This window comes from Mesorhizobium sp. UC74_2 (assembly GCF_042701485.1).
GTDB lineage: Bacteria > Pseudomonadota > Alphaproteobacteria > Rhizobiales > Rhizobiaceae > Mesorhizobium.
In genome coordinates this window covers 263,782-285,288 of sequence record NZ_CP170562.1, presented here as the reverse complement: position 1 = coordinate 285,288, position 21,507 = coordinate 263,782, and the positions used below count along the sequence as shown (strand labels likewise).

Below are 21,507 nucleotides of genomic sequence, written 5' to 3'. Positions count from 1 at the left end.
GATCGGATCGCCCGTATCGGAAACGGAGAGGCAGCTTGGCGGCGGCAACGCGCTTGATGGCAAGACTACGCCGGCTGCCGCTCCTCATCGTCGCAGCGGTCCTGCTGTTGGTCGGTACCGCCGCTGTGATCCACGTCCCCGCCTTCGGCCAGGAAGAAGAAGCGCGGCCATGGTCGTTGCGCGACCTCTTCTTCCCGCGCCGAAGCGAGCGTGTAGCGCCGCTGCCGGAAGACCGCTTCCCGGCGCGTCCGAAAAAGAAGAAGCCTGTCGTGCGCAAACCGGCCGAGCCAGAGGTGCCGGTAGTCGAGAAGACAACCGATGCCCGCACCATCCTCGTTATCGGCGACTTCATCGCGAGCGGCCTCGCCGAAGGGCTGAATGAGGTCTTCGCCAACAATCCCGCCATCCGCGTTGCGGACAAGGCCAAGGGCTCCTCCGGTTTCGTACGCGACGACGTTTACAACTGGCCGCAGGAGATTTCGGCGTTGCTGGCGGCCGAGAAGCCTGCCGTCGTCATCGTCATGATGGGGTCAAACGATCGCCAGCAGATGAAGGTGGGGGAAGAACGCGAGCAGCCGCGCACGGAAGTCTGGACCAAGGCCTATGAACTGCGCACCGAGGCGCTTGCAAAGGCTTTGGCGGCTTCCAAGATCCCTTATCTCTGGGTCGGCATGCCGGCCTTCAAGACACAAAAAATGACCGCCGACATGCTGGCCTTCAACGGTATCTATCGCGCGGCGGCGGAGACCTATAATGGCGAGTTCGTCGACATCTGGGACGGCTTCGTCGACGAGAACGGCGCTTTTGTCTCGACCGGCCCTGACGTCAATGGCCAGCCGGTGCGCCTGCGCGCCGACGATGGCATCAACCTGACCCGCGGCGGCAAGCGCAAGCTGGCCTTTTATGCCGAAAAGCCCCTGATGAAGATACTCGGTCTGTCGGCTCCAACAGCACCGGTATCCCTGCCTGTTGGCCCTCTGCCGGCAGGTCAGCCGCTGACACCGGCGGCGCCGATGCCGGTGGATCGCACCGAACCGATCGCACTTGGCGATCCGGCGCTCGATGGGGGAACGGAGTTGCTTGGAGCAACGCAGCCCTCAAAGCCCGCCCTCATACTTCCAGGCGAAAAGCTGGCCGTCCAAGGTATTGCCCCAGCCGCGTCGCCCGGCCGCGCCGATGACTTTGGCGGGTCTGCAAAACCGGCGCCAGCTGCTTCAGGCACGCCGGTTGCTCCAGACAAGACCGGCGCCTTGCGGCCATAGCAAGCAGCGGCCTTCGAACCTGTCCGAAGACAGCACGCCTCTTCCATGAAAATGGCAAACGTCCGCGGGTTCGTCTTCCAGGCTCACCCGCGGAGCAGATCAGCGCGGCAGCACGCTCGCGCCGGTCAGCGCCTCATCGATCGCACGCGCCGCCTGACGGCCCTCCCGGATCGCCCACACCACCAGCGACTGGCCCCGGCGGATATCGCCGGCTGTATAGAGCCGGTCGATATTGGTGCGATAATCCTGGTCGTTGGCCGCGACATTCTTCGAACGGCGCACGTCGGTGATGATCTCGAGCTTGCCGTCCAGCTCAGCCGTCACGGCGCCGTCGATCGGGCCGGCAAAACCGATGGCGATGAAGGCAAGATCGGCGCGGATGACGAATTCGGTGCCGGGGATCGGCTTGCGCTTCTCGTCCACTTCGCAGCACTTCACGCCGGTGAGCTGGCCTTCCTCGCCGATGAATTCCAGCGTCGCCACCTGGAACTCGCGTTCGGCCCCTTCCGCCTGACTGGAAGAGGTTCGCATCTTGGTTGCCCAATAGGGCCAGACCGAAAGCTTGTCTTCCTTCTCGGGCGGCTGCGGACGGATATCGAGCTGGGTGACACGCACCGCACCCTGGCGGAACGCTGTGCCGACGCAGTCGGAAGCCGTGTCGCCCCCACCGACGACCACGACATGCTGGCCGGATGCCACGATCGGCTGCGACGCCCAGGCGACCGACTGGATGTCCTCGCCACCGACACGCTTGTTCTGTTGAACGAGGTACGGCATCGCGTCATGCACGCCTTCGAGATCGTCGCCAGGAATACCGGCCGGACGCGGCGTTTCCGAGCCGCCACAGTAAAGCACGGCATCATATTCGGCGAGCAATTCCTCGACCTTCTTGTCGACGCCGACATTGACGCCGCAATGGAATGTCACGCCCTCGCCGGCCATCTGTTCGACGCGGCGGTCGATGTAATGCTTTTCCATCTTGAAGTCTGGAATGCCGAACCGCAGCAGGCCGCCGGGACGGCTCTCGCGCTCGAAGACATGCACGTCATGGCCGGCTCTGCCAAGCTGCTGCGCCGCGGCCATGCCAGCCGGGCCCGACCCGATGACGGCAACCTTCTTGCCGGTCTTCTTTTCCGGCGGATAAGGGCGAACGAAGCCGGTCTCGTAGGCCTTGTCGGCCAGCGCCTGCTCCACCGTCTTGATGGCGACCGGAATGTCTTCCAGGTTCAGCGTGCAGGCTTCCTCGCACGGCGCCGGGCAGATGCGGCCGGTGAATTCCGGGAAATTGTTGGTCGAATGCAGGTTGCGGATCGCAGCATCCCAGTCGCCATTGTAGACGAGGTCGTTCCAGTCAGGGATCTGGTTGTGGATCGGACAGCCCGTCGGGCCGTGGCAGAAGGGAATGCCGCAGTCCATGCAGCGCGCGGCCTGCTTCTCGACCTCGGGCTGCGACATCGGCAGCGTGAATTCGCGAAAATGCCGGATACGGTCGGATGCCGGCTGGTACTTGTGCACCTGCCGATCGATCTCGAGAAAACCTGTTACCTTGCCCATGTCTCGGTTCCTGTAGAGCACGTGGCGGGGTTACCGCCGCACCCGTTATCCTCATCCGGCCGCAAGCGCAACCGCGGGATCGGGTCAATGATTGGCTGTATCGTGTGACGGGCGCCGGGAAGCGCCTGCTCCCCGGCTCACCGGATGCCTATTCGGCCGCCACGCTCATGCGGGCGCGCTCCATCTCCTGCAGCGCGCGACGATATTCGACCGGCATGACCTTCCGGAATTTCGGCCGGAAGCTCGCCCAGTTGTCGAGTATCTCCTTGCCCCGCGTCGAACCCGTGAAGTGCACATGGTTCGAGATCAGCTGATAGAGGCGCTCCTCGTCGTGGCTGGTCATGTCGCCGGACACGTCGACGCGGCCCTTGTGATCGATGTCGCCGCCGTGATGGAGCAGTTTTTCCATCAGGTCGTCCTCTTCCGGGACCGGCTCGAGCTCGACCATGGCCATGTTGCAGCGAAGCGCGAAATCGCCCTCTTCATCCAGCACATAGGCGACGCCACCCGACATGCCGGCCGCGAAATTGCGACCGGTCTTGCCGATGACGACGACGACGCCGCCGGTCATGTATTCGCAACCGTGATCGCCCACGCCTTCGACGACTGTTACCGCGCCGGAGTTGCGCACGGCGAAACGTTCGCCGGCCACGCCACGGAAGTAGCATTCACCCTCGATGGCGCCGTAGAGCACGGTGTTGCCGACGATGATCGAATCCTCGGCGACGATCTTGGCGTCTTCCGGCGGACGGATGACGATGCGGCCGCCAGACAGGCCCTTGGCGACATAGTCGTTGCCGGCGCCGATCAGTTCGAACGACACGCCGCGCGCCAGGAAGGCGCCGAAGGACTGGCCGGCGGTGCCGGTCAGCGTCACCTTGATGGTGTCCTCGCGCAGGCCCTTGTGCCTGAAACGCTTGGCGACCTCGCCCGACAGCATGGCGCCGGCGGAGCGGTCGACATTGCGGATCGGCAGCGCGATCTCGACGGGCTGGCGTGCCTCGAGAGCGGGCTTGGCCTGTTCGATCATCTGGCGGTCGAGCACGTCGTCGATCGGGTGTTTCTGGCGCTCGGTCCAGTGCACGGCCTCGCGCGGCGCCTCGGGCTTGTAGAACATCTTCGAGAAGTCCAGGCCACGTGCCTTCCAGTGATTGATGACCTCACGCTTTTCCAGAAGATCGGTGTCGCCGATGATCTGGTCGAGATGGGTGTAACCCATTTCAGCCAGCAGCTCGCGCACCTCTTCCGCCACGTAGAAGAAGTAGTTGATGACGTGTTCGGGCGTGCCCTTGAAGCGCTTGCGCAGCACCGGATCCTGGGTGGCGACGCCAACCGGGCAGGTGTTGAGGTGGCATTTGCGCATCATGATGCAGCCGGCAGCGATCAGCGGTGCGGTCGAGAAGCCGAATTCGTCGGCGCCAAGCAGCGCGCCGACGATGACGTCGCGACCGGTGCGAAGGCCACCATCGACCTGCAGCGCCACCCTCGAACGCAGGCCGTTCAGCACCAGTGTCTGGTGCGTCTCGGCCAGCCCCATTTCCCAGGGCGAACCCGCGTGCTTGAGCGAGGTCAGCGGCGAGGCCCCGGTACCACCGTCATAGCCGGAGATGGTGATGTGGTCGGCGCGTGCCTTGGCGACGCCCGCGGCAACCGTACCGACACCCACCTCCGACACCAGCTTCACCGACACGTCAGCGGCCGGGTTGACGTTCTTCAGGTCGTAGATCAGCTGTGCCAGGTCTTCGATCGAATAGATGTCGTGATGCGGTGGCGGCGAGATCAGGCCGACGCCCGGCGTCGAATGGCGAACCTTGGCGATGGTGGCGTCAACCTTATGGCCGGGCAGCTGGCCACCTTCGCCGGGCTTGGCGCCCTGCGCCACCTTGATCTGCATCATATCGGCGTTGACGAGATATTCGGCGCTCACGCCGAAGCGGCCCGACGCCACCTGCTTGATGGCCGAACGTTCGAGATTGCGGCCGCCACCCGGCAACGGCAGATAGCGGTCCGGCTCCTCGCCGCCCTCACCCGTGTTCGACTTGCCACCGATCGTGTTCATGGCGATTGCCAGCGTGGTGTGGGCTTCCCTCGAGATCGAGCCGAAAGACATCGCGCCCGTCGAGAAACGCTTCACGATCTCGGCCGCCGGCATCACCTCTTCCAGGGCAACCTTCTTGCGGCCGGTCTCTTCAGCGAGCTTGACGCGGAAAAGGCCACGGATCTGCTGAGCACGTGCCGTCTCGCTGTCGATCTGCTGCGAGAATTCCTTGAAGGTCGACCATGAGCCCTTGCGTACGGCATGCTGCAGCGTGGCCACGGCGTCAGGCGTCCACATGTGGGCCTCGCCGCGCATGCGGTACATGTACTCGCCACCAACCTGCAGGGTGGTGCGCAGCACGGGATCATCGCCGAAGGCATCACCATGGCGTGCCACCGTCTCTTCCGAAACTTCGTCGAGCCCGACGCCTTCGATAAGGGTCGCTGTACCGGTGAAGTACTTCTCGATGAAATCGCCCTTCAGGCCGACGGCGTCGAAGATCTGCGCGCCGCAATAGGACTGGTAGGTCGATATGCCCATCTTGGACATCACCTTGAGGATGCCCTTGCCGATCGACTTGATGTAGCGCGACACGACTTCCGAGGCATCGACCTCTTCCGGCATCTCGCCCTTCTTGTGCATGTCGAGCAATGTATCGAAGGCGAGATACGGGTTGATCGCTTCGGCGCCGTAGCCGGCGAGACAGCAGAAGTGGTGCACTTCGCGCGGCTCGCCCGATTCCACGACCAGACCGACCGAGGTACGCAGCCCCTTGCGGATCAGGTGATGGTGCACGGCGGCCGTCGCCAGCAGCGCCGGAATGGCGATGCGATCCGGGCCGACCTGGCGGTCGGACAGGATGATGATGTTGTAGCCACCGGCAACCGCCGCTTCGGCGCGATCACACAGGCGCTCGACCGCGCCCGCCATGCCCGCGGCTCCTTCGGTGATCGAATAGGTGACGTCGATGGTCTTGGTGTCGAAACGGTCCTCGGTATGGCCGATGGAACGAATCTTCTCCAGATCGCCGTTGGTCAGGATCGGCTGGCGTACTTCCAGCCGCTTCTTGCGGGAGGAACCGACCAGGTCGAAAATGTTCGGCCGCGGTCCGATGAAGGACACCAGGCTCATCACCAGTTCCTCGCGGATCGGGTCGATCGGCGGATTGGTGACTTGGGCGAAGTTCTGCTTGAAATAGGTGTAGAGCAGCTTCGACTTGTCCGACATCGCCGAAATCGGCGTGTCGGTGCCCATCGAGCCAACCGCTTCCTGGCCGGTGACGGCCATCGGCGCCATCAGCAGCTTCAGGTCTTCCTGGCTGTAGCCGAAGGATTGCTGGCGATCGAGCAGGGTCACGTCCTTGCGCAGCGCGCGCGGCTCCACCGGATTCAGATCTTCCAGCACCAGTTGGGTGCGCTTCAGCCAATCCTTGTAGGGATGCTGTGCGGCGATCTCCTTCTTGATCTCCTCATCCGAGATGATGCGGCCCTCGACCAGGTCGATGAGCAGCATCTTGCCGGGCTGCAGGCGCCACTTGCGCACGATGTGCTTTTCCTCGACCGGCAGCACGCCGGCCTCGGAGGCCAGGATGACACGGTCGTCGTCGGTGACGATGTAGCGCGCCGGCCTCAGGCCGTTGCGGTCCAGCGTCGCGCCGATCTGGCGTCCGTCGGTGAAGCAGACGGCGGCGGGGCCATCCCACGGCTCCATCAGCGCCGCATGATATTCGTAGAAAGCCTTGCGGTCGGCATCCATCGACTTGTTGCCGGCCCAGGCTTCCGGGATCAGCATCATCATCGAATGCGCCAGCGTGTAGCCACCCTGGAACAGGAACTCGAGCGCGTTGTCGAAACAGGCCGTGTCCGACTGTCCTTCATAGGAGATCGGCCACAGCTTGGAGATGTTGTTGCCGAACAGTTCGGAATCGACCGAGGCCTGGCGCGCCGCCATCCAGTTGTTGTTGCCGCGCACTGTGTTGATCTCGCCGTTGTGGGCGACCATGCGGTAAGGATGCGCCAGCTTCCACGACGGGAAAGTGTTGGTCGAAAAGCGCTGGTGGACCAGGATCAACGCGGTCTCGAAGCGCGGATCGGACAGATCCTTGTAGTAGGCGCCGACCTGGTAGGCCAGGAACATGCCCTTGTAGACGATGGTGCGCGCCGACAGCGACACGCAGTACGAGCCGATGTCCTTGTTGTTGTGCTCGGCATAGATGCGGCCCGAAATCACCTTGCGCAGGAGATAGAGGCGCGCTTCGTATTCCTCGTCATTGTCGATGTCCGGCGTGCGGCCGATGAACACCTGGCGATGGAACGGCTCGGCGGCCGCGATATCGGGCGCCTTGGACAAGGAGGAATTGTCGACCGGAACGTCGCGGAAGCCGATGAGCGGCAGGCCTTCCGACTGCGCCGACTCGGTGATGATCGCGTCGACATGGGCGCGCAGTTCGGGGTCTCGCGGCATGAACCAGTGGCCAACGCCATACTGGCCGGCCGGCGGCAGTTCGATGTCCTGCTTGGCCATCTCCTCGCGGAAGAAACGGTCGGGGATCTGCACGAGAACGCCGGCACCATCGCCCATCAACGGATCCGCCCCCACCGCGCCGCGATGGGTGAGGTTCTCCAGCATGAACAGGCCGTCCTTGACGATCTGGTGCGACTTCACGCCCTTCATCTGGGCGATGAAGCCGACGCCGCAGGCGTCATGCTCGTTGCGCGGATCATACATGCCCTGGGCCGAGGGCGATCGGTCGAACAGTCCGGCAGTCGGATTGGTGGTGGTTCGCAGAGCGGTTTTGACGGTGGCCGCTTTCGTCTGTGCAACCGGGGCAAATACCGTCGTCACAGATGGCGTCACTTCCGTCATCGTCCTATCCTCTGTTCTGCGCCACTCGGGCGCTGCTTCTCCATGGGAAGCTTGACACTTCCCTCTCCACACTTCTCGCACCTGTCGCGAAATCCTGGCGAACCATGCCGGGTATCGTCCGGCCGCGGTTCGGCCTGTCATCGCACGCCACTCGTGGCGGCAGCCGGACAGGCGCTTATCTTACGCCAATCCAGCCTGGTTGGTACCGGTAAATAAGACAGCAATGCTGTCCTAAATTTCTATGACAGAAATCCCGGCACCACACAAGACCGATTCGGAAATTTTTCAGCCGATTAGCGAAAGAAAATTACGCGCGATCCGCCGCCACAGAAACTTTCTGGCCGGACAGCGTAGCCTATCACCCCGAAACTCGAAATCGGTTTTCAGAAAGGATCATACGCCCGATCAAAGTGTTAGAGCGCGCGTCCAGGAGGACGCTCGGCGCTCCAATGAGCTCTGGCTCCAAACATCCGGCCAGTGCTGGACCTTGCAGAGTGGCTCGGAATGCCGTCATGGTTCGCGCCTTCCCCGAATTGCCAGGAAATAGGCCTCGAAGCATGTTTTTTGCCTCCGACAACTGGGCCGGTGCCCATCCCAAGGTCGCCGCCGCACTCAATGCGCACAACACCGGCTTTGCTGCGGCCTATGGCGACAGCGATCTCGACAAGGCAGTCGCTCAGCGCTTCAGCGAGATTTTCGAACGCGAAGTCGCGGTCTTCTTCGTGGCCACCGGCACCGCCGCCAACTCGCTTTCGCTCACCGCCTACAACAAACCCGGCGGCATCACCTTCTGCCATCGCGAATCGCACATCGTGGAAGACGAATGCGGTGCGCCGGAATACTTCACCGGCGGCTCGCGGTTGCGGCCTGTCGACGGTGCGCTTGGCCGCATCGACCCAGTGGCCCTGGAGCGGGCGATCCAGCGTTTTGCCGGAGAAAACGTTCATGCCGGCATGCCGATGGCGATCTCCATCACGCAGTCGACCGAAACAGGTACGGTCTACGGACTGGAGGATATCGAGGCCATTTCCAGGATCGCCAGCCGCTACGGCCTGCCGCTGCATATGGACGGCGCCCGTTTTGCCAACGCGCTCGCTTCGCTGGAGGCGAGCCCCGCCGAAATGACCTGGAAGCGCGGCATCGACATCCTGTCCTTCGGCGGAACCAAGAATGGCTGCTGGTGTGCGGAAGCGATCGTGCTGTTCGATCTCGATCGCGCCAAGGAGCTCGCTTTCCTGCGCAAGCGTGCTGCGCAGCTGTTCTCGAAATCGCGCTTCATCGCCGCCCAGTTCGATGCCTATTTCAAGGACGGACTGTGGATGGAAACCGCGCACCACGCCAACGCCATGGCCGGGCGCCTGGCAGCGGCGATCGAGGATGACGAAAACTCCAAGCTGGCCTGGCTGCCGCAGGCCAACGAGGTCTTCGCGATTCTCGACAAGAAGAAGGCCGCGCGGCTTCTGGCTTCAGGAGCTGCGTTCTACGACTGGCACAAACCGCATGGGTTCGACGGTCATATCGCCGAGAATGAAGCGCTCTACCGGTTCGTGACCAGCTTCGCCACCACCGAAAAGGATGTCGACCGCTTCGCCGAACAACTCAAGGCTTGAAACGCAGTGAAAGCAACTGCCATGACGGTGATGTATCAGGTCGACGCTTTCTCGGATCGGATCTTCGGTGGCAATCCGGCCGCCGTGCTTGTTCTCGACGACTGGCTGGCAACAGAGACCATGCAGTCCATCGCTGCCGAGAACAATCTGGCCGAAACCGCTTTTGCCCGACCGAACGGCAAGGGCTGGGACCTGCGCTGGTTCACGCCGGTGCATGAGGTCGAGTTCTGTGGGCATGCCACGCTGGCGACCGCGCATGTACTTGCCGCGCATCACGAGGTGGCCGGCGAAATGATCTTTTCGACGCGCGTCGGCGAGCTGCGTGTTGCCTGCGTCGACGGCGCCTACCGTATGGATCTGCCGAGCTTTCCTCCGGAGACACTGCCGGACCTGCCAGCGCCGATCGACGGGCTGTTCGTCGATATCGACCACAAGGCCTTTCGCAATTTCGAGAACATCTTCGTCGAACTGCCGGATGAAGCCGCTGTCCGCGCCTTCGTCCCGGACCTGACGAGAATCGCGACCCTGAAACAGCAGGGCCTGGTCATCACCGGCAAGGGCAGCACCCACGACTTCGTTTCGCGCTATTTCGCGCCAGGCGTCGGTATCCCGGAAGACCCCGTGACCGGCTCGATCCACGCGACACTTGTTCCTCACTGGGCAGGCAAGCTTGGCAAGACTCGTTTGTCGGCGTTCCAGGCTTCGGCACGCGGCGGCCATCTCCTGTGTGAACTCGCTGGCGATCGTGTGCTGATCACCGGCAGGGCCGTGACCTTCATGAAGGCGGAAATTCATCTGCCATGATGGGCCCGGGCAGAGTTTTGTGTAAAACATCGGTCAGCTGACGGCTTCAGAGAAAAACCCATGCCCTCCACCGAGCTCCTCATCGCCTTTTTCATCACGACGTCGGTTTTCGCCTATATCCCAGGCCCTGCCATGCTGTACGCGACGGCGCAGACCATCGCGCGCGGTCGCTGGTCGGGTTTCATGGCAGCAGCCGGCATCCATCTTGGCTGCACGGTGCATGTGGTCGCCGCAGCCGCAGGGCTCTCGGTGCTCTTTCACGCTGTCCCCGTTCTTTATCTGCTGGTGAAGCTCGCAGGTGCTGCCTATCTGGTCTGGCTTGGCATCTCGATGTTTCGCGCAAAGTCGGACGGCGGTGAAATCAACCCCCATGCCATTGGTGCGAAATCGGGCCGCCGCGCTTTCGTGGAGAGCATCACCGTCGAGGTGCTTAACCCGAAAACGGCGTTGTTCTTCCTGGCCTTTCTGCCACAGTTCATCGATCCCTCGGCATCGTTCCCGGTCTGGGCGCAATTCCTGATCCTCGGCAGCCTCGCCAACCTGATCTTTTCCTCCGCCGACATCGTCTGCGTCCTGCTCGCCGGCGTCATCGTCACGCGTCTGAAACGCTCCAGCGGCGCCCAGCGGCTGATGCGCCGCGCCGGCGGTGCGCTGCTGGTCGGGCTAGGCGCGCACCTCGCGCTGCAAAGGACCTGACCCTCGCTTCATAACTTCCCGGCAGGAACTGAAACCGGTCTGGCAGAATTCGCTCGAGGCCTCTTGACTTCAAGTTCACTTGAACTTGTAGAACCCCTGCCCGATCGGTCCGGATGGCCACAGCACGGCGTTCCGGACACGCCATAGGGAAGCAACCGCTCGCCATGAAGGACGGGGTGCCAGCCCAGGAGCATGGAGACGAGGCATGACAATGGTGCAATCGATAGTCACGGCGCCGGGCGCGCGATCGGTTATTGGCCGCAAGATAACGCTGCTCACGGTCGCGACCCTGACGATCATGGCTGGCACCACGATCTCACCCTCGTTGCCGGCCCTCGAGGCGCACTTTGCCGATGTCGATGGTGTCAAGCTGCTCAGCCGCATGGTGCTGACGCTGCCGGCCCTGTTCGTTGCCTTCTGCGCGCCGCTGATCGGCGGCCTCGCTGATCGTTACGGAAGGCTGCGCCTGCTGATCGGCTCGATCCTGCTCTATGGACTCTCCGGTATCTCGGGCCTGTTCGTCGACAGCCTGCCAGCGCTGCTTGCCGGTCGCGCCGCGCTCGGCATCGCGATTGGCGGCATCATGACGCTGACCACCGCGCTCGTCGGCGACTATTTCAGCGGCAGCGAGCGCGAGCGTTATCTGGGATTGCAGCAGGCCTTCACCGGCATAGGCGGTGTTGTTTTCGTCGCCGCGGGCGGTCTTCTCGCCGATTATCACTGGCGTGCCCCTTTCGCGATCTATGCCGTGGCTTTCGCCATCATCCCCGCCGCAATCGCTTTCCTGACGGAACCAGGGAGGTCGACGCCCGACGGTCGACAGGCCATCGGCACTCCCTCCGAACACGCGGTTCGCTGGCTGCCGGTCGCGGCCCTGTGCGTGCTCGCCTTCCTCGTCAACATGATCTTCTATTTCATCCCGTCGCAGTTGCCTTTCTACCTGCGCACGATCGGTATCGGTGCCGCAAGCAATGCCGGCTTTGCGCTCGGTCTGCACAATCTGGTCATGGCGGGTTCCGCACTTGCCTACGGCCGACTGCGCGCCAGGCTTTCCGTGCCGGCGATTTTCGTCATCGGCCTTTGCCTGATGACCCTGGGATTTGTGTTGGTGGCCTTCTCAACGACGATGCCGTCGGTGCTGTTTGCGATGGCGATTGCCGGCGCGGGTCTCGGTCTCACCATACCCAACCTGATGTCCGGCATCATCACGCAGGCCAGTTCGGCCACTCGCGGGCGCCTGGCCGGCATGGTGACAGCGTCGATGTTCATCGGCCACTTCACCTCGCCACTCGTCAGCCAGCCTCTGATCGAGGCCGTCGGCTTTCAGGAGAGCTATCTCGCTGCTGCCTGCGGGCTTGCCACGCTCGCCATCATTTGCGGGGCCATCGCGCTCAATCGTAAAAGCGGTATGTAGGCTCCTGGGCATCCCAGATCACAACAAAAAGCGGCGCCGCAAGGCGCCGCTTTCATCTCGGGAGGGAGATTCGCCGAAACCGGCGACTTAGTTGGCCGCTTTGGCTTCGATCTGCTTGGTCTTGGCCGGCGCCGCCGAAATCGCAATCTTGCGGGGCTTCAGCTCTTCGGGGATGTTGCGCTTCAGGTCGATGTGAAGCAGGCCGTTCTTGAGCGCAGCACCGACGACGTCGACATGGTCGGCCAGCTGGAAGCGGCGCTCGAAGGCGCGAGCGGCAATGCCGCGATAAAGCACTTCCGAGCCTTCGCCATCGGCTTCGTCCTTGCGCTCACCCTTGATGGTCAGCACATTGCGGTGGGCCTCGATCGAAATCTCGTCATCCGAGAAACCGGCGACGGCCATGGAAATCCGGTAGGAATCCTCGCCGGTGCGCTCGATGTTGTAGGGCGGATAGCTCTGGCCGCCTTCAGGCTGAGCCAGTGAATCCAGCATCGTGAACAGACGGTCAAAACCGACGGTCGAGCGATAAAGCGGGGAAAAATCGACATGACGCATGGTGTGTTCTCCTGTTGAGCAACATGGTTTGCGTGATGGTTCAGGCGAAACCCTGGAGGCGTTTCCAATGAACCAGCGACCCCGACATCGGCGGCCGCAACGGACATCTGGGGGTGCCGGAAAGCGGTTTCAAGGCATTCGACCAAGGTTCCAGGCGCTAGTTTGAGATGAACGGCAGATGAACCACCTCTTCTGCCGCCGTTCAGACGGCCGACGCTACCTTCATTCCAACATCGAAATCAGCGGCGAAATAGCGCCGCGACGAAGCCGAGCCGGGTGCAACGTCCCTTCCTCCCGGATCGACAGGAGCCGGAAGCGCTGCGTCACGCGCTTCCGGCTTCAGACGTTTTGGCGGTCTGGCGCGTCACCGGATTTGCTTTGCATTTTAGCGGATAGCCTCTATCACCTGCTGGTTGGCCCGCCCGCGGGCGCGAACACTCGAAGCGCCCGATGACGGATCTCTTCTACGAACTTGACGGCAATCCCGTCCCGGAAAACGCCTTTTCCGGCTTCCTCACCACGCGCGACCGCAAGCAGATCCGCTTCGCCAGGTTTGCCGCCACCGGCAGACCACTGAAGGGCACGGTGGTGGTCCTGCCCGGCCGCAACGAATGCATCGAGAAGTATTTCGAGACCGTGCGGAACCTGACCGAGCGCGGTTTCGGGGTGGCAATGCTCGACTGGCGCGGCCAGGGCGCTTCCGACCGGCTGCTTAAGAACCCGCAGCGCGGCTATGTGAAAAGCTTTCAGGACTATGCCAGGGATCTGGAGCAACTGTTCACGGAAGTGGTCCTGCCCGACTGCCGCGGACCGTATTACATCCTCGCGCATTCTGCCGGCGCTCTCGTGGCGTTGCTTGCCAGCGCCAACATGGTCAACCGTGTGCAGCGCATGGTGTTGATCGCGCCATTTCTCGATCTGCCCGATCAGCGGGTTTCGATGACGACCGTGCGCCGCCTCGGCAGTGTCCTGACTTGTCTGGGCCTTGGCCGGCTCTACGCCGCCTGGGGACCACGCAAGGCCTTGCCGACGCCATTCGAACGCAATCTGCTGACCAGCGATCCCGAGCGCTATCGTCGCAACACCGGGCTGTATCAGGCCTATCCGCAGCTGGCGCTGGGCGGTCCCACGGTTCGCTGGCTGCGCGCCGCCGCAGCCGCCGCGGAGACCGTGCGCGACCCTGAATTCATGGCAGCGATGAAGATCCCGACTTTGATCATCGGCGCCGGCAGTGATCGCGTCGTCTCGACCCGCGCGGTCGAGCATTTCGCCCGCCACGTCCGGCTCGGTTCCTTCGTTATGATCGACGGCGCCAAGCACGAAATCCTGCAAGAGAAGGATTATTACCGCGAGCAGTTCCTGGCGGCTTTCGACGCCTTCATACCGGGCAGCGCGACGCAGACAGAGGCAGCGTCGGGTTGAAACACGGAACACGAGACAGGACGAAGATGACCCGCACCCTGCAGTTTATCGTGTTGACTGGCTCGCTGTTCGCCGGTGCGTTGGCAGCCCCAGCGCAGGCCGATGAACCGGAACGCGTGGTGCGGGAATGGTATCGACGTCTCTCGGAATCCGACGTTGCCGGTCTTGCCGGCCTGATTGCGCCAAACGCGGTCTTTCACACGGAGGCCTCAGGCAAGTCGCAGAGCCGTGAGGAATTCATCGCCTATATGGAGCAGTCTCAGGATGTCCTGGCCAACGCCGAGATTCGCCACAGGCTGCAGGAAAAAGACGAAACCTCGATCACGATGATCGTCTGCTATGATTTCCAGCCAGGCCTCACACTCAACCAGGAAACCTACCGCATCGCCGACGGCAAGATCGTCAACGCGCGCCAGAAGCGCCTGGCCGAGGATTGCGACGGCTTCTGATCAACTGCGCAGGCCCTCGGCTGTCAATTGGAGGCTTTTGAAAGTCCGTCAGACCTTCGAAAACCGCGACGAATCCGTCGCTCAGCCCCGCAGCGCCGCCATGGCAGCCTCATGCAGTTCGGGCGTCGCTGCCGCAAGGATATCGCCGCCATTCTCGGCCGGTCGCCCGTCGAAAGTAGTGATGACGCCGCCTGCTTTCTCGATGATCGGGATCAGGGCGACGATGTCATAGGGCTTCAGTCCCGGATCGGCGACGATGTCGACCGTACCCGCTGCCACCATCGCGAAGGCGTAGCAGTCGGTACCGTAACGCGACAACTGCACCTTGGTCTCGAAATGGTCGAAACGGCTGCGCGCTTCGCCCTTGAAAAGCGCCGGGGTGGTGGTGAACAGTGTCGCGTCTTCCAGTTTCGTCGTCTTGCGCGCCGCCAGCTTGCGCGGACCGCCGGGCCCTTCATAGAAAGCGCCATCGGCATTGGCGTAGAACAATTCGCCGGTGAAAGGCTGCGACATCAGCCCGGCCACCGCGTCACCGTCGACCGTCAGCCCCACCAGCGTGCCCCATACAGGAAGGCCGGAAATGAAAGCGCGGGTACCGTCGATCGGATCGATCACCCATACATGCCGGCTGGCAAGGTTCTCGCTGCCGTGTTCCTCACCCAGGATGCCGTGATCCGGAAACTCTGCGCCGATCAGCGCGCGGATCGCTCGTTCCGCCTCCCGATCAGCCTCTGTGACAGGATCGAAGCCGCCGGAGAGCTTGTTGACCACGGCGCCCTGACTGCGAAAGCGCGGTAAGGTCTCGACCGCGGCTGCGCCGGCGATCCGCCGCATGAAGTCGGGGGAAATGTTCAAAGTGCCTCTCCTGCAATTGCCGGGCCGGATCATGTGCCTGGCGCGTACTTAACAAAAGCGTTGCGGGAATGTCACGCGCACGGGGCGGCGATCCTTTCCTATTTCATTTTGAATTAATTATCAGATTGACTTTTGTGCAATGCACAATAACCTCGAAGGCGGACAGGTTCTCCTGTCCATGCCCATCTTGGGCGTTTCCTCCCTAGACTTCGACCGCGTCGTGTCAACGATGCGGTCCTTTTTTATGGGGTGGTGAGGTCGTGGGCAGCGAAATGGCGAGCGGTGGCAGGACTGTGTCGTCACACCATTCACCATCTCACTACCGATACATCACTATTCCTATTCAGCCGCTTCCGGCAGATCAAGGAAGTGGTGATCCGGTACCGCCATCAGGTCCGCCGCGAAGCGCGCCAGATCCTGCGCCAGAGGATCGAACCCAACGGATTTCTGGAAGGTGCGTTCATTCATGTAGAGTCCGCGGTTCACCTCGATCTGCAGCGCATGCAGGTTGCGCACCGGCCGGCCATAATGCTCGGTGATGAAGCCGCCAGCATAAGGTTTGTTGTAGGCGACCGTGTAACCCATGCCGCTGAGAAGCGAGATCGCCTCGTGCGTCAGCATCGCCGAAGCGGACGTGCCGAAACGGTCGCCGATGATGAAATCGGGGCGCACGCCCTGGTCGCTGGTGCGCACGCTGGCCGGCATCGAATGGCAATCGATCAGCACCGCGTAGCCAAAACGGGCATGCGTGCCGGCAATCAACCGTTTCAGCGCCTCGTGATAGGGCTTGTAGATCAGCTCGATGCGCTGGAAGGCCTCGGCGATCGGCAACCGCGCGGCATAGATGTCCAGCCCCTCCCCCACCAGCCGCGGCACGGTGCCGAGCCCGCCAGCCACGCGTGCCGAGCGGATGTTGCAATAAGGCGGCACCGGTTCGACGAACATGCGTGGGTCGAGTTCCCACGGCTCTCGGTTCACATCGAGATAGGCTCGCGGGAAATTGGCGGCCAGCATCGGTGCGCCGAGCATGATCGCCGCACCGAACAGTTCATCCACATAACAATCCTCGGAACGGCGGATGGTGCTTCGGTCGAGCTTGGCCATCGCCAGGAACCGATCGGGATAGTGGCGGCCGCTGTGCGGGGAATTAAAGACGAAAGGAACGCGCTGCTCTGCGCCCGAGCGGACTTCGAAGGGCGGGACGGCCGCAAAATCCTCGACTGGCGACGTCAAATTTCAGGAACCCATCGCAACGCGTCTCTCATGGCCCCACCGTGCCACCGTGTTTGGGCCGTGTCCAGCGTTTCGGCGGCTTAACGCAAGGGATAGACACCCATCATTCACTTGATGTTTACCCTCGCGATTCCATATACGTGATGGTTAACGGGATTGTTCCTCCACAATCTCGGGGGATGATTCGGACGGGACGAGAATGGCACGCATTCTGCTGGCGGAAGACGACGACGATATGCGCCGGTTCCTGGTCAAGGCGCTTGAGCGCGCGGGCTACCAGGTCAGTGATTTCGACAATGGCGCCAGCGCCTATGAGCGGCTGCGTGAAGAGCCGTTCTCGCTGCTGTTGACCGACATCGTCATGCCCGAGATGGACGGCATCGAACTCGCCCGTCGGGCTACGGAAATCGATCCGGATCTCAAGGTGATGTTCATCACAGGATTCGCCGCTGTTGCGCTGAACCCCGATTCGAAGGCGCCGCGCGACGCCAAGGTGCTGTCAAAGCCATTCCACTTGCGCGACCTCGTCAACGAAGTCGAGAAGATGCTGCACGCCGCCTGAGCGGCCGGCACGACCGCAACGCACATCGCGGCCATTTTGGAGGCGCAAGTCTGTGTGCGCCTGTGCATGACTGTGGTCGATTCGGCTCCAGTCCGGTTGGGATTGTCTCCCCCATCACCCTGCCAACGAAGGAATTCGACCGCCAGGGCAGCCGATATTCTGTCTAGGGATCAGTGCCATCGCGACATTTTGGATGTCGGCTTTCTTTCGGTGTTTCTCGCTATTGACGCGCCGAAACAAAAGTGGTGTATGCGCGGCGTCGGATGGGCGTGTAGCTCAGCGGGAGAGCACTACGTTGACATCGTAGGGGTCACAGGTTCAATCCCTGTCACGCCCACCATCCGAACCCTTCCTTTCCAAGGCTTTCAGTTTCAAGCCTTCCCTCCCACAACCACCTTGAAGTCGCGACTTGCAGTCAAACAGGGCGCGTTTGGTGTGTTTTTGCAGTTCTGCAACGACCTTTCGGTCGCTTGCATGCAGTCTGCCAGGTGTTCCGGATCCAATGCTTCATAGGCATTGGCCGTGCGCTTCTCGTCGTGGCCGAGCCACACGTCGCGCTGCTCCTTGTCGACCGGCGGTTTCTGCCGGCAGACCATCATCGCCATTAAATGCGACATCCATGCGCAATACGATAAGCTCGAGATGCTGGAGGTAGGCGGCGATCGTCCGTTGTCGGTCCTGCTTACTGAGATTGTCCGGCGCAAGGGCTGCGCGCTGAAGGAACGAGTCCCGGCCTACGACAAATGCGGCGCGCCATCTATTCCAATCTACTTGCCGATAAGCCGTCAGCGGCGCCGAACGCCTACGCCAAGGCCAAGGGCGGCTAGTTCGACGATATCTGCTTGTGGTATTTCGGCGATCAGTCTGGGCGGGGGAAAGAAATGCGGATCAAGATTCAGTTCTTGGCGGTACTAGGGGCGACAGTAGTCGCGGGGTGCACAAGCGTGCAGCAAGCGCAACAAGCGATCGATGGTCGTACTCGCCTAGGCTACATGCCTCATACGGTAGCGTGCCGGCCGTCTCCTCTGTCGCAAATAGACGTCGACCTTACGAATTGGAGAAAAGCTCCAAACGGCACCGCTCCTGAATGGAAACTGATCGTCGGTTCCACTGGAAAGGTGGAAGAACATCGACAAAAAGCGAAAGCTGAGGGCTTCAGTCGACTCATATCCGGATCGCGATCCAAGACTACAGTTAGCGCGGTTTTCATCTATTGCGAGATCTGGGCTCGTTGACTAGCTGATCAACTGAAGCAGTCCCCACACCCATTCGTCGGCCTTCCATAGGCCGAAAGCTGCCAAATAGACCAGCCCAGCGCGCCTCTTAGTAATCTTTCGACTTCAATTCCACTGACAATCCAACTCCCATGGAGAACATGGCATGCCTATGGTTGCGAGTGTTTCCACCCTTACTGATTTGCAGGCGCTTAGTCCGGCAACATATACTTCCGCGATAGTGACGGGGGCAGGCGCTCGAAACGGCACGTTTGTGTGGAATTCTTCGAACCAATCTGCTTCCGTGTCTCAAGACACCATGCAAGGTATCTTCGTTCCACCTTCGACGGACACCACCGGAACAAGTGGCGCGTGGATTCGCCAATTTCACGACGAGATTTTTGCGGCCTGGTTTGGCGCTATCGGCGACGATGTCACCAACGACACCGCAGCTTGGCAGTGCGCCCTCAAATTCGCAGCGGGCAGAACACTTTGTGGAGAGCAGGGTAAGACATACAACCTAACCGCCGAGTTAGAGTTGCCAGACGGATGCACGTTGGCCCTGTGCAAGTCGCGGTTGAATTTCCGTATTTCGGGATCGGTGCGATGCGTTGTTCCTGGAAACAACTGCCGCGTCTACAATGGCACCATCAAGAATTTTGGAACGACACCGGGCATCCCGGGCGACTTTCAGTGCCCGATTGCGATCGGCAAGTTCACCGCGAACGTCTCGGTTGCAAACGTCCATGTCTTCAACATGACGATTGAGAGTGACTGGGTTGAAGGCAACGGCATCATCATCACCGCTGCGTCGAACAATATCCTGATCGAGAACATCAAATTCCCAAACAGCCCAATGTTCTGCCCGGTGCTAGCTCACTGGGGAGGAACGGCCGCGGGTACCGGACACCCGCATGACGTCATCATCAGGAACATAACTTGCGGCAACATAAACCAGGCGGGATATCTGATTTCTCTCGCGGCTGCTTACAACGTGCTCGTGGAGAACGTGAAGGGTGGCACCTGTTACTATGGCTTCCACAACTATGCCGGCGATTTCACCAACATGTATGCGTCGGCTGATGTTAAACCTCTTGTCGGCAAGAGCATCGTCGCACGTAATATCGTAGCAATGGATGTGCAAAACGCAGGAATTTGGGTCGACGGGCAGAGCTTCAATCCCAACCTGACTAGCCCGCCAACTGTTCCTCTGGAAATGGATGGCATCATTGAAAGCTGTCGTTTCTATGGGGCAGGGGCGGTGACCCAGTCACCTGAACCAACGGCAGTCTGGGGCGCTAAACTTGCGAACTGCAGAGATCTCGAAATTAGGAACAACCATTTCGAGTGGTTCCAATATGGGGTTGTCCCTGCTGGACCTACTGAGCGCGTCTACCTCATCGGCAACCTCATCCGATCATGTAAGTCAAACGGTATTGCAGTCGGCCATTCGACCTATCCACCTGTCGACTGGGTGATCGAGAGGAACGCTCTGCAAGGAAACAACCGCGCTGGCTACACAACTGACGATGGCGCAGCCATTTTGGTTACGTCCTCTTACAACACCAAAATCCTGGGCAACCGGATCGGCTTTGCCGGCTCCGAGTTTTCGTATTTTGGAATTAGGGTCGCTGCCTCAGCTGTATCGCCAGTGCTTTGCGATAACTGGGTCAACAAGCTGGCTGCAAACGGCGTTGCCTATTCTATCGGGGTGTTGACGTCTTACGATATCAACGCGAGCGGCAGCAACAACAGAGCCGCCGCAGGTATCGCACTCTGGGGAGGTACAACATTGTTCAACAGCCTTGCGGGCCCTAGAGAAGGGGTTGCCGTTCAAGGAGCCGAGCCGACAGCCGGCAGTTGGAACGCTGGAGACAGGCTCTATAGCCGGACGCCGACATCCACTGTAATTGGGTATGTTTGCACAACAGGAGGCTCGCCCGGCACTTGGCGATCATTTGGCAGCTGAGCCAATCTTCGTCGATTGGCGAAACACCTTGAGATTGAAGGCCAGCTAGAACAGGCTCCAAGCCATTCGCCAGCCTTCCATAGGCCGTACCCCCGCCAAACAGACCGGCCCAGCACCTACGATGAGTTCGTACGGCCATTGCTGGCAGAGCGCCAGCTACCAAGAGAATGAATAGCCACACACCGAGCGGCCTGCTCCGTGCCCGCACCATTGCACAATCGCGCCAGCATGAGAGGGCGTCAATCCATGCTACGTGGAGGGGGCACAGGTTCAATCCCTGTCACGCCCATCATCCGGACTTCCGGTCGTGAATGATCGTCACCCGAAAAATCGTCGGGTCCAATTCTTCCACCATTCGCAGCATCGAAAAACGCAACTTGCAAGCAGTCTGCAAGACCTGTCACACGCTCAGGCTTGATCGCCTGGCTTGGCTCTCGCCTTGCTAGTTGCGCAACCGATCCTTTGCTTCCATCAGAGCAAAGCCAAGAAGGTTCTGGCCTTGCCACAGCATCGGATTCTTGGCGCGGTCGTCATCCGCTGCCAGTCCGATGCCCCAGACCCGATCAACCGGACTTGCTTCGACAAGAACCTTTTCACCTGTCGTTAGCAGAAAGGCCGTCAGCTCCGGATTCTGCCTGAATTTTTCAAAGCTGCCTTCCGCAACGATGCGCTCCTTGTTGTTGTCCCAGCACGGCCCATCAAAGTTGCGCACTTCACGGCCAAACTGCTTTACCTGCTTGGGACTGAAAGCTCCGATGATCTTCAACCTCGTCTCATTGTCTCCGAAAAGCCTGGCCTTTTCGGCCATCATCCAATGTTCCGCGGTGCGATACTGTATACCGGCAACTTCAAAGGGAGACGGCCACCATTGGCTGAAGCAGGATACGGTGAGGCGACCATCGCTGGATGGCTGGTGCCCCCAGAAAAACAAGAACTCCAGCGCAGCGCCCGAACGAAAAACATCTTGAAGCTGATCAATGCGCATGTGTGCGTCCATCATCCCTA

16 protein-coding genes and 1 tRNA gene are annotated in these 21,507 nt (G+C 61.1%); 10 read left to right on the top strand and 7 right to left on the bottom strand.

Translation table 11 applies throughout. The features are described from left to right. Positions 1 to 35 precede the first annotated feature (35 nt). Positions 36 to 1,262, top strand: a complete 1,227-nt coding sequence (locus ACFJIU_RS01435; protein WP_379066873.1) for a DUF459 domain-containing protein — start codon at positions 36 to 38, stop codon at positions 1,260 to 1,262. Positions 1,263 to 1,361: 99 nt separating this feature from the next. On the opposite strand, the gene ACFJIU_RS01430 is transcribed toward ACFJIU_RS01435, so the two are convergent. Both ACFJIU_RS01430 and gltB read right to left on the bottom strand, forming a co-directional pair. Further along, positions 1,362 to 2,816: a glutamate synthase subunit beta gene (locus ACFJIU_RS01430; RefSeq protein ID WP_379066871.1), complete on the bottom strand. Its 1,455-nt coding sequence runs from the start codon at positions 2,814 to 2,816 to the stop codon at positions 1,362 to 1,364. Between the two features lie 148 nt (positions 2,817 to 2,964). After that, complete coding sequence (gene gltB, locus ACFJIU_RS01425) at positions 2,965 to 7,719, bottom strand: glutamate synthase large subunit (protein WP_379066869.1); 4,755 nt, start codon at positions 7,717 to 7,719, stop codon at positions 2,965 to 2,967. A 557-nt stretch (positions 7,720 to 8,276) separates the two neighbouring features. Here gltB and ACFJIU_RS01420 point away from each other — a divergent pair. From ACFJIU_RS01420 to ACFJIU_RS01405, 4 genes are all read left to right on the top strand, one after another. Then, a complete protein-coding gene (locus tag ACFJIU_RS01420; protein ID WP_379066867.1) occupies positions 8,277 to 9,329 on the top strand; it encodes a threonine aldolase family protein in 1,053 nt (350 codons plus the stop codon). Between the two features lie 6 nt (positions 9,330 to 9,335). Continuing rightward, positions 9,336 to 10,133 (top strand): PhzF family phenazine biosynthesis protein, encoded by a 798-nt coding sequence (locus ACFJIU_RS01415; RefSeq protein WP_379066865.1) that lies wholly within the window; start codon positions 9,336 to 9,338, stop codon positions 10,131 to 10,133. Between the two features lie 60 nt (positions 10,134 to 10,193). After that, positions 10,194 to 10,829: a LysE family translocator gene (locus ACFJIU_RS01410; protein ID WP_379066863.1), complete on the top strand. Its 636-nt coding sequence runs from the start codon at positions 10,194 to 10,196 to the stop codon at positions 10,827 to 10,829. A gap of 205 nt (positions 10,830 to 11,034) precedes the next feature. Continuing rightward, the gene (locus ACFJIU_RS01405; RefSeq protein WP_379066861.1) at positions 11,035 to 12,243 is read left to right on the top strand and encodes an MFS transporter; all 1,209 of its coding nucleotides are present in this window, start codon (positions 11,035 to 11,037) and stop codon (positions 12,241 to 12,243) included. Between the two features lie 87 nt (positions 12,244 to 12,330). On the opposite strand, the gene ACFJIU_RS01400 is transcribed toward ACFJIU_RS01405, so the two are convergent. Continuing rightward, positions 12,331 to 12,798 carry an Hsp20 family protein gene (locus ACFJIU_RS01400; RefSeq protein WP_379066859.1) on the bottom strand — a complete coding sequence of 156 codons (468 nt, stop codon included), beginning with the start codon at positions 12,796 to 12,798 and terminating at the stop codon, positions 12,331 to 12,333. A gap of 450 nt (positions 12,799 to 13,248) precedes the next feature. On the opposite strand from ACFJIU_RS01400, the gene ACFJIU_RS01395 reads away from it, so the two are divergent. Together ACFJIU_RS01395 and ACFJIU_RS01390 are read left to right on the top strand one after the other, a co-directional pair. Further along, entirely contained in the window at positions 13,249 to 14,220 is a 972-nt protein-coding gene (locus ACFJIU_RS01395) for an alpha/beta fold hydrolase (RefSeq protein WP_379066857.1), read from the top strand. A gap of 26 nt (positions 14,221 to 14,246) precedes the next feature. Then, positions 14,247 to 14,669 carry a nuclear transport factor 2 family protein gene (locus ACFJIU_RS01390; RefSeq protein WP_379066855.1) on the top strand — a complete coding sequence of 141 codons (423 nt, stop codon included), beginning with the start codon at positions 14,247 to 14,249 and terminating at the stop codon, positions 14,667 to 14,669. 81 nt (positions 14,670 to 14,750) lie between these two features. On the opposite strand, the gene hisN is transcribed toward ACFJIU_RS01390, so the two are convergent. Next, complete coding sequence (gene hisN, locus ACFJIU_RS01385) at positions 14,751 to 15,524, bottom strand: histidinol-phosphatase (protein ID WP_379066853.1); 774 nt, start codon at positions 15,522 to 15,524, stop codon at positions 14,751 to 14,753. Between the two features lie 339 nt (positions 15,525 to 15,863). Continuing rightward, positions 15,864 to 16,757 (bottom strand): N-formylglutamate amidohydrolase, encoded by an 894-nt coding sequence (locus ACFJIU_RS01380; RefSeq protein WP_379066851.1) that lies wholly within the window; start codon positions 16,755 to 16,757, stop codon positions 15,864 to 15,866. A 199-nt stretch (positions 16,758 to 16,956) separates the two neighbouring features. Here ACFJIU_RS01380 and cpdR point away from each other — a divergent pair, with 199 nt between their 5' ends. Together cpdR and ACFJIU_RS01370 are read left to right on the top strand one after the other, a co-directional pair. After that, a complete protein-coding gene (gene cpdR / locus ACFJIU_RS01375; protein WP_018429348.1) occupies positions 16,957 to 17,319 on the top strand; it encodes a cell cycle two-component system response regulator CpdR in 363 nt (120 codons plus the stop codon). 265 nt (positions 17,320 to 17,584) lie between these two features. Then, a tRNA-Val gene (locus ACFJIU_RS01370) sits at positions 17,585 to 17,659 on the top strand. Between the two features lie 31 nt (positions 17,660 to 17,690). Here the strand turns inward: ACFJIU_RS01370 and ACFJIU_RS01365 are convergent. Continuing rightward, positions 17,691 to 17,924: a hypothetical protein gene (locus tag ACFJIU_RS01365; protein ID WP_379066849.1), complete on the bottom strand. Its 234-nt coding sequence runs from the start codon at positions 17,922 to 17,924 to the stop codon at positions 17,691 to 17,693. Between the two features lie 775 nt (positions 17,925 to 18,699). On the opposite strand from ACFJIU_RS01365, the gene ACFJIU_RS01360 reads away from it, so the two are divergent. Further along, positions 18,700 to 20,502, top strand: coding sequence for a right-handed parallel beta-helix repeat-containing protein (locus tag ACFJIU_RS01360; RefSeq protein ID WP_379066847.1), 1,803 nt, complete (start codon positions 18,700 to 18,702; stop codon positions 20,500 to 20,502). Positions 20,503 to 20,944: 442 nt separating this feature from the next. On the opposite strand, the gene ACFJIU_RS01355 is transcribed toward ACFJIU_RS01360, so the two are convergent. Continuing rightward, entirely contained in the window at positions 20,945 to 21,487 is a 543-nt protein-coding gene (locus tag ACFJIU_RS01355; protein WP_379066845.1) for an NADAR family protein, read from the bottom strand. Between the last annotated feature and the right edge of the window lie 20 nt (positions 21,488 to 21,507).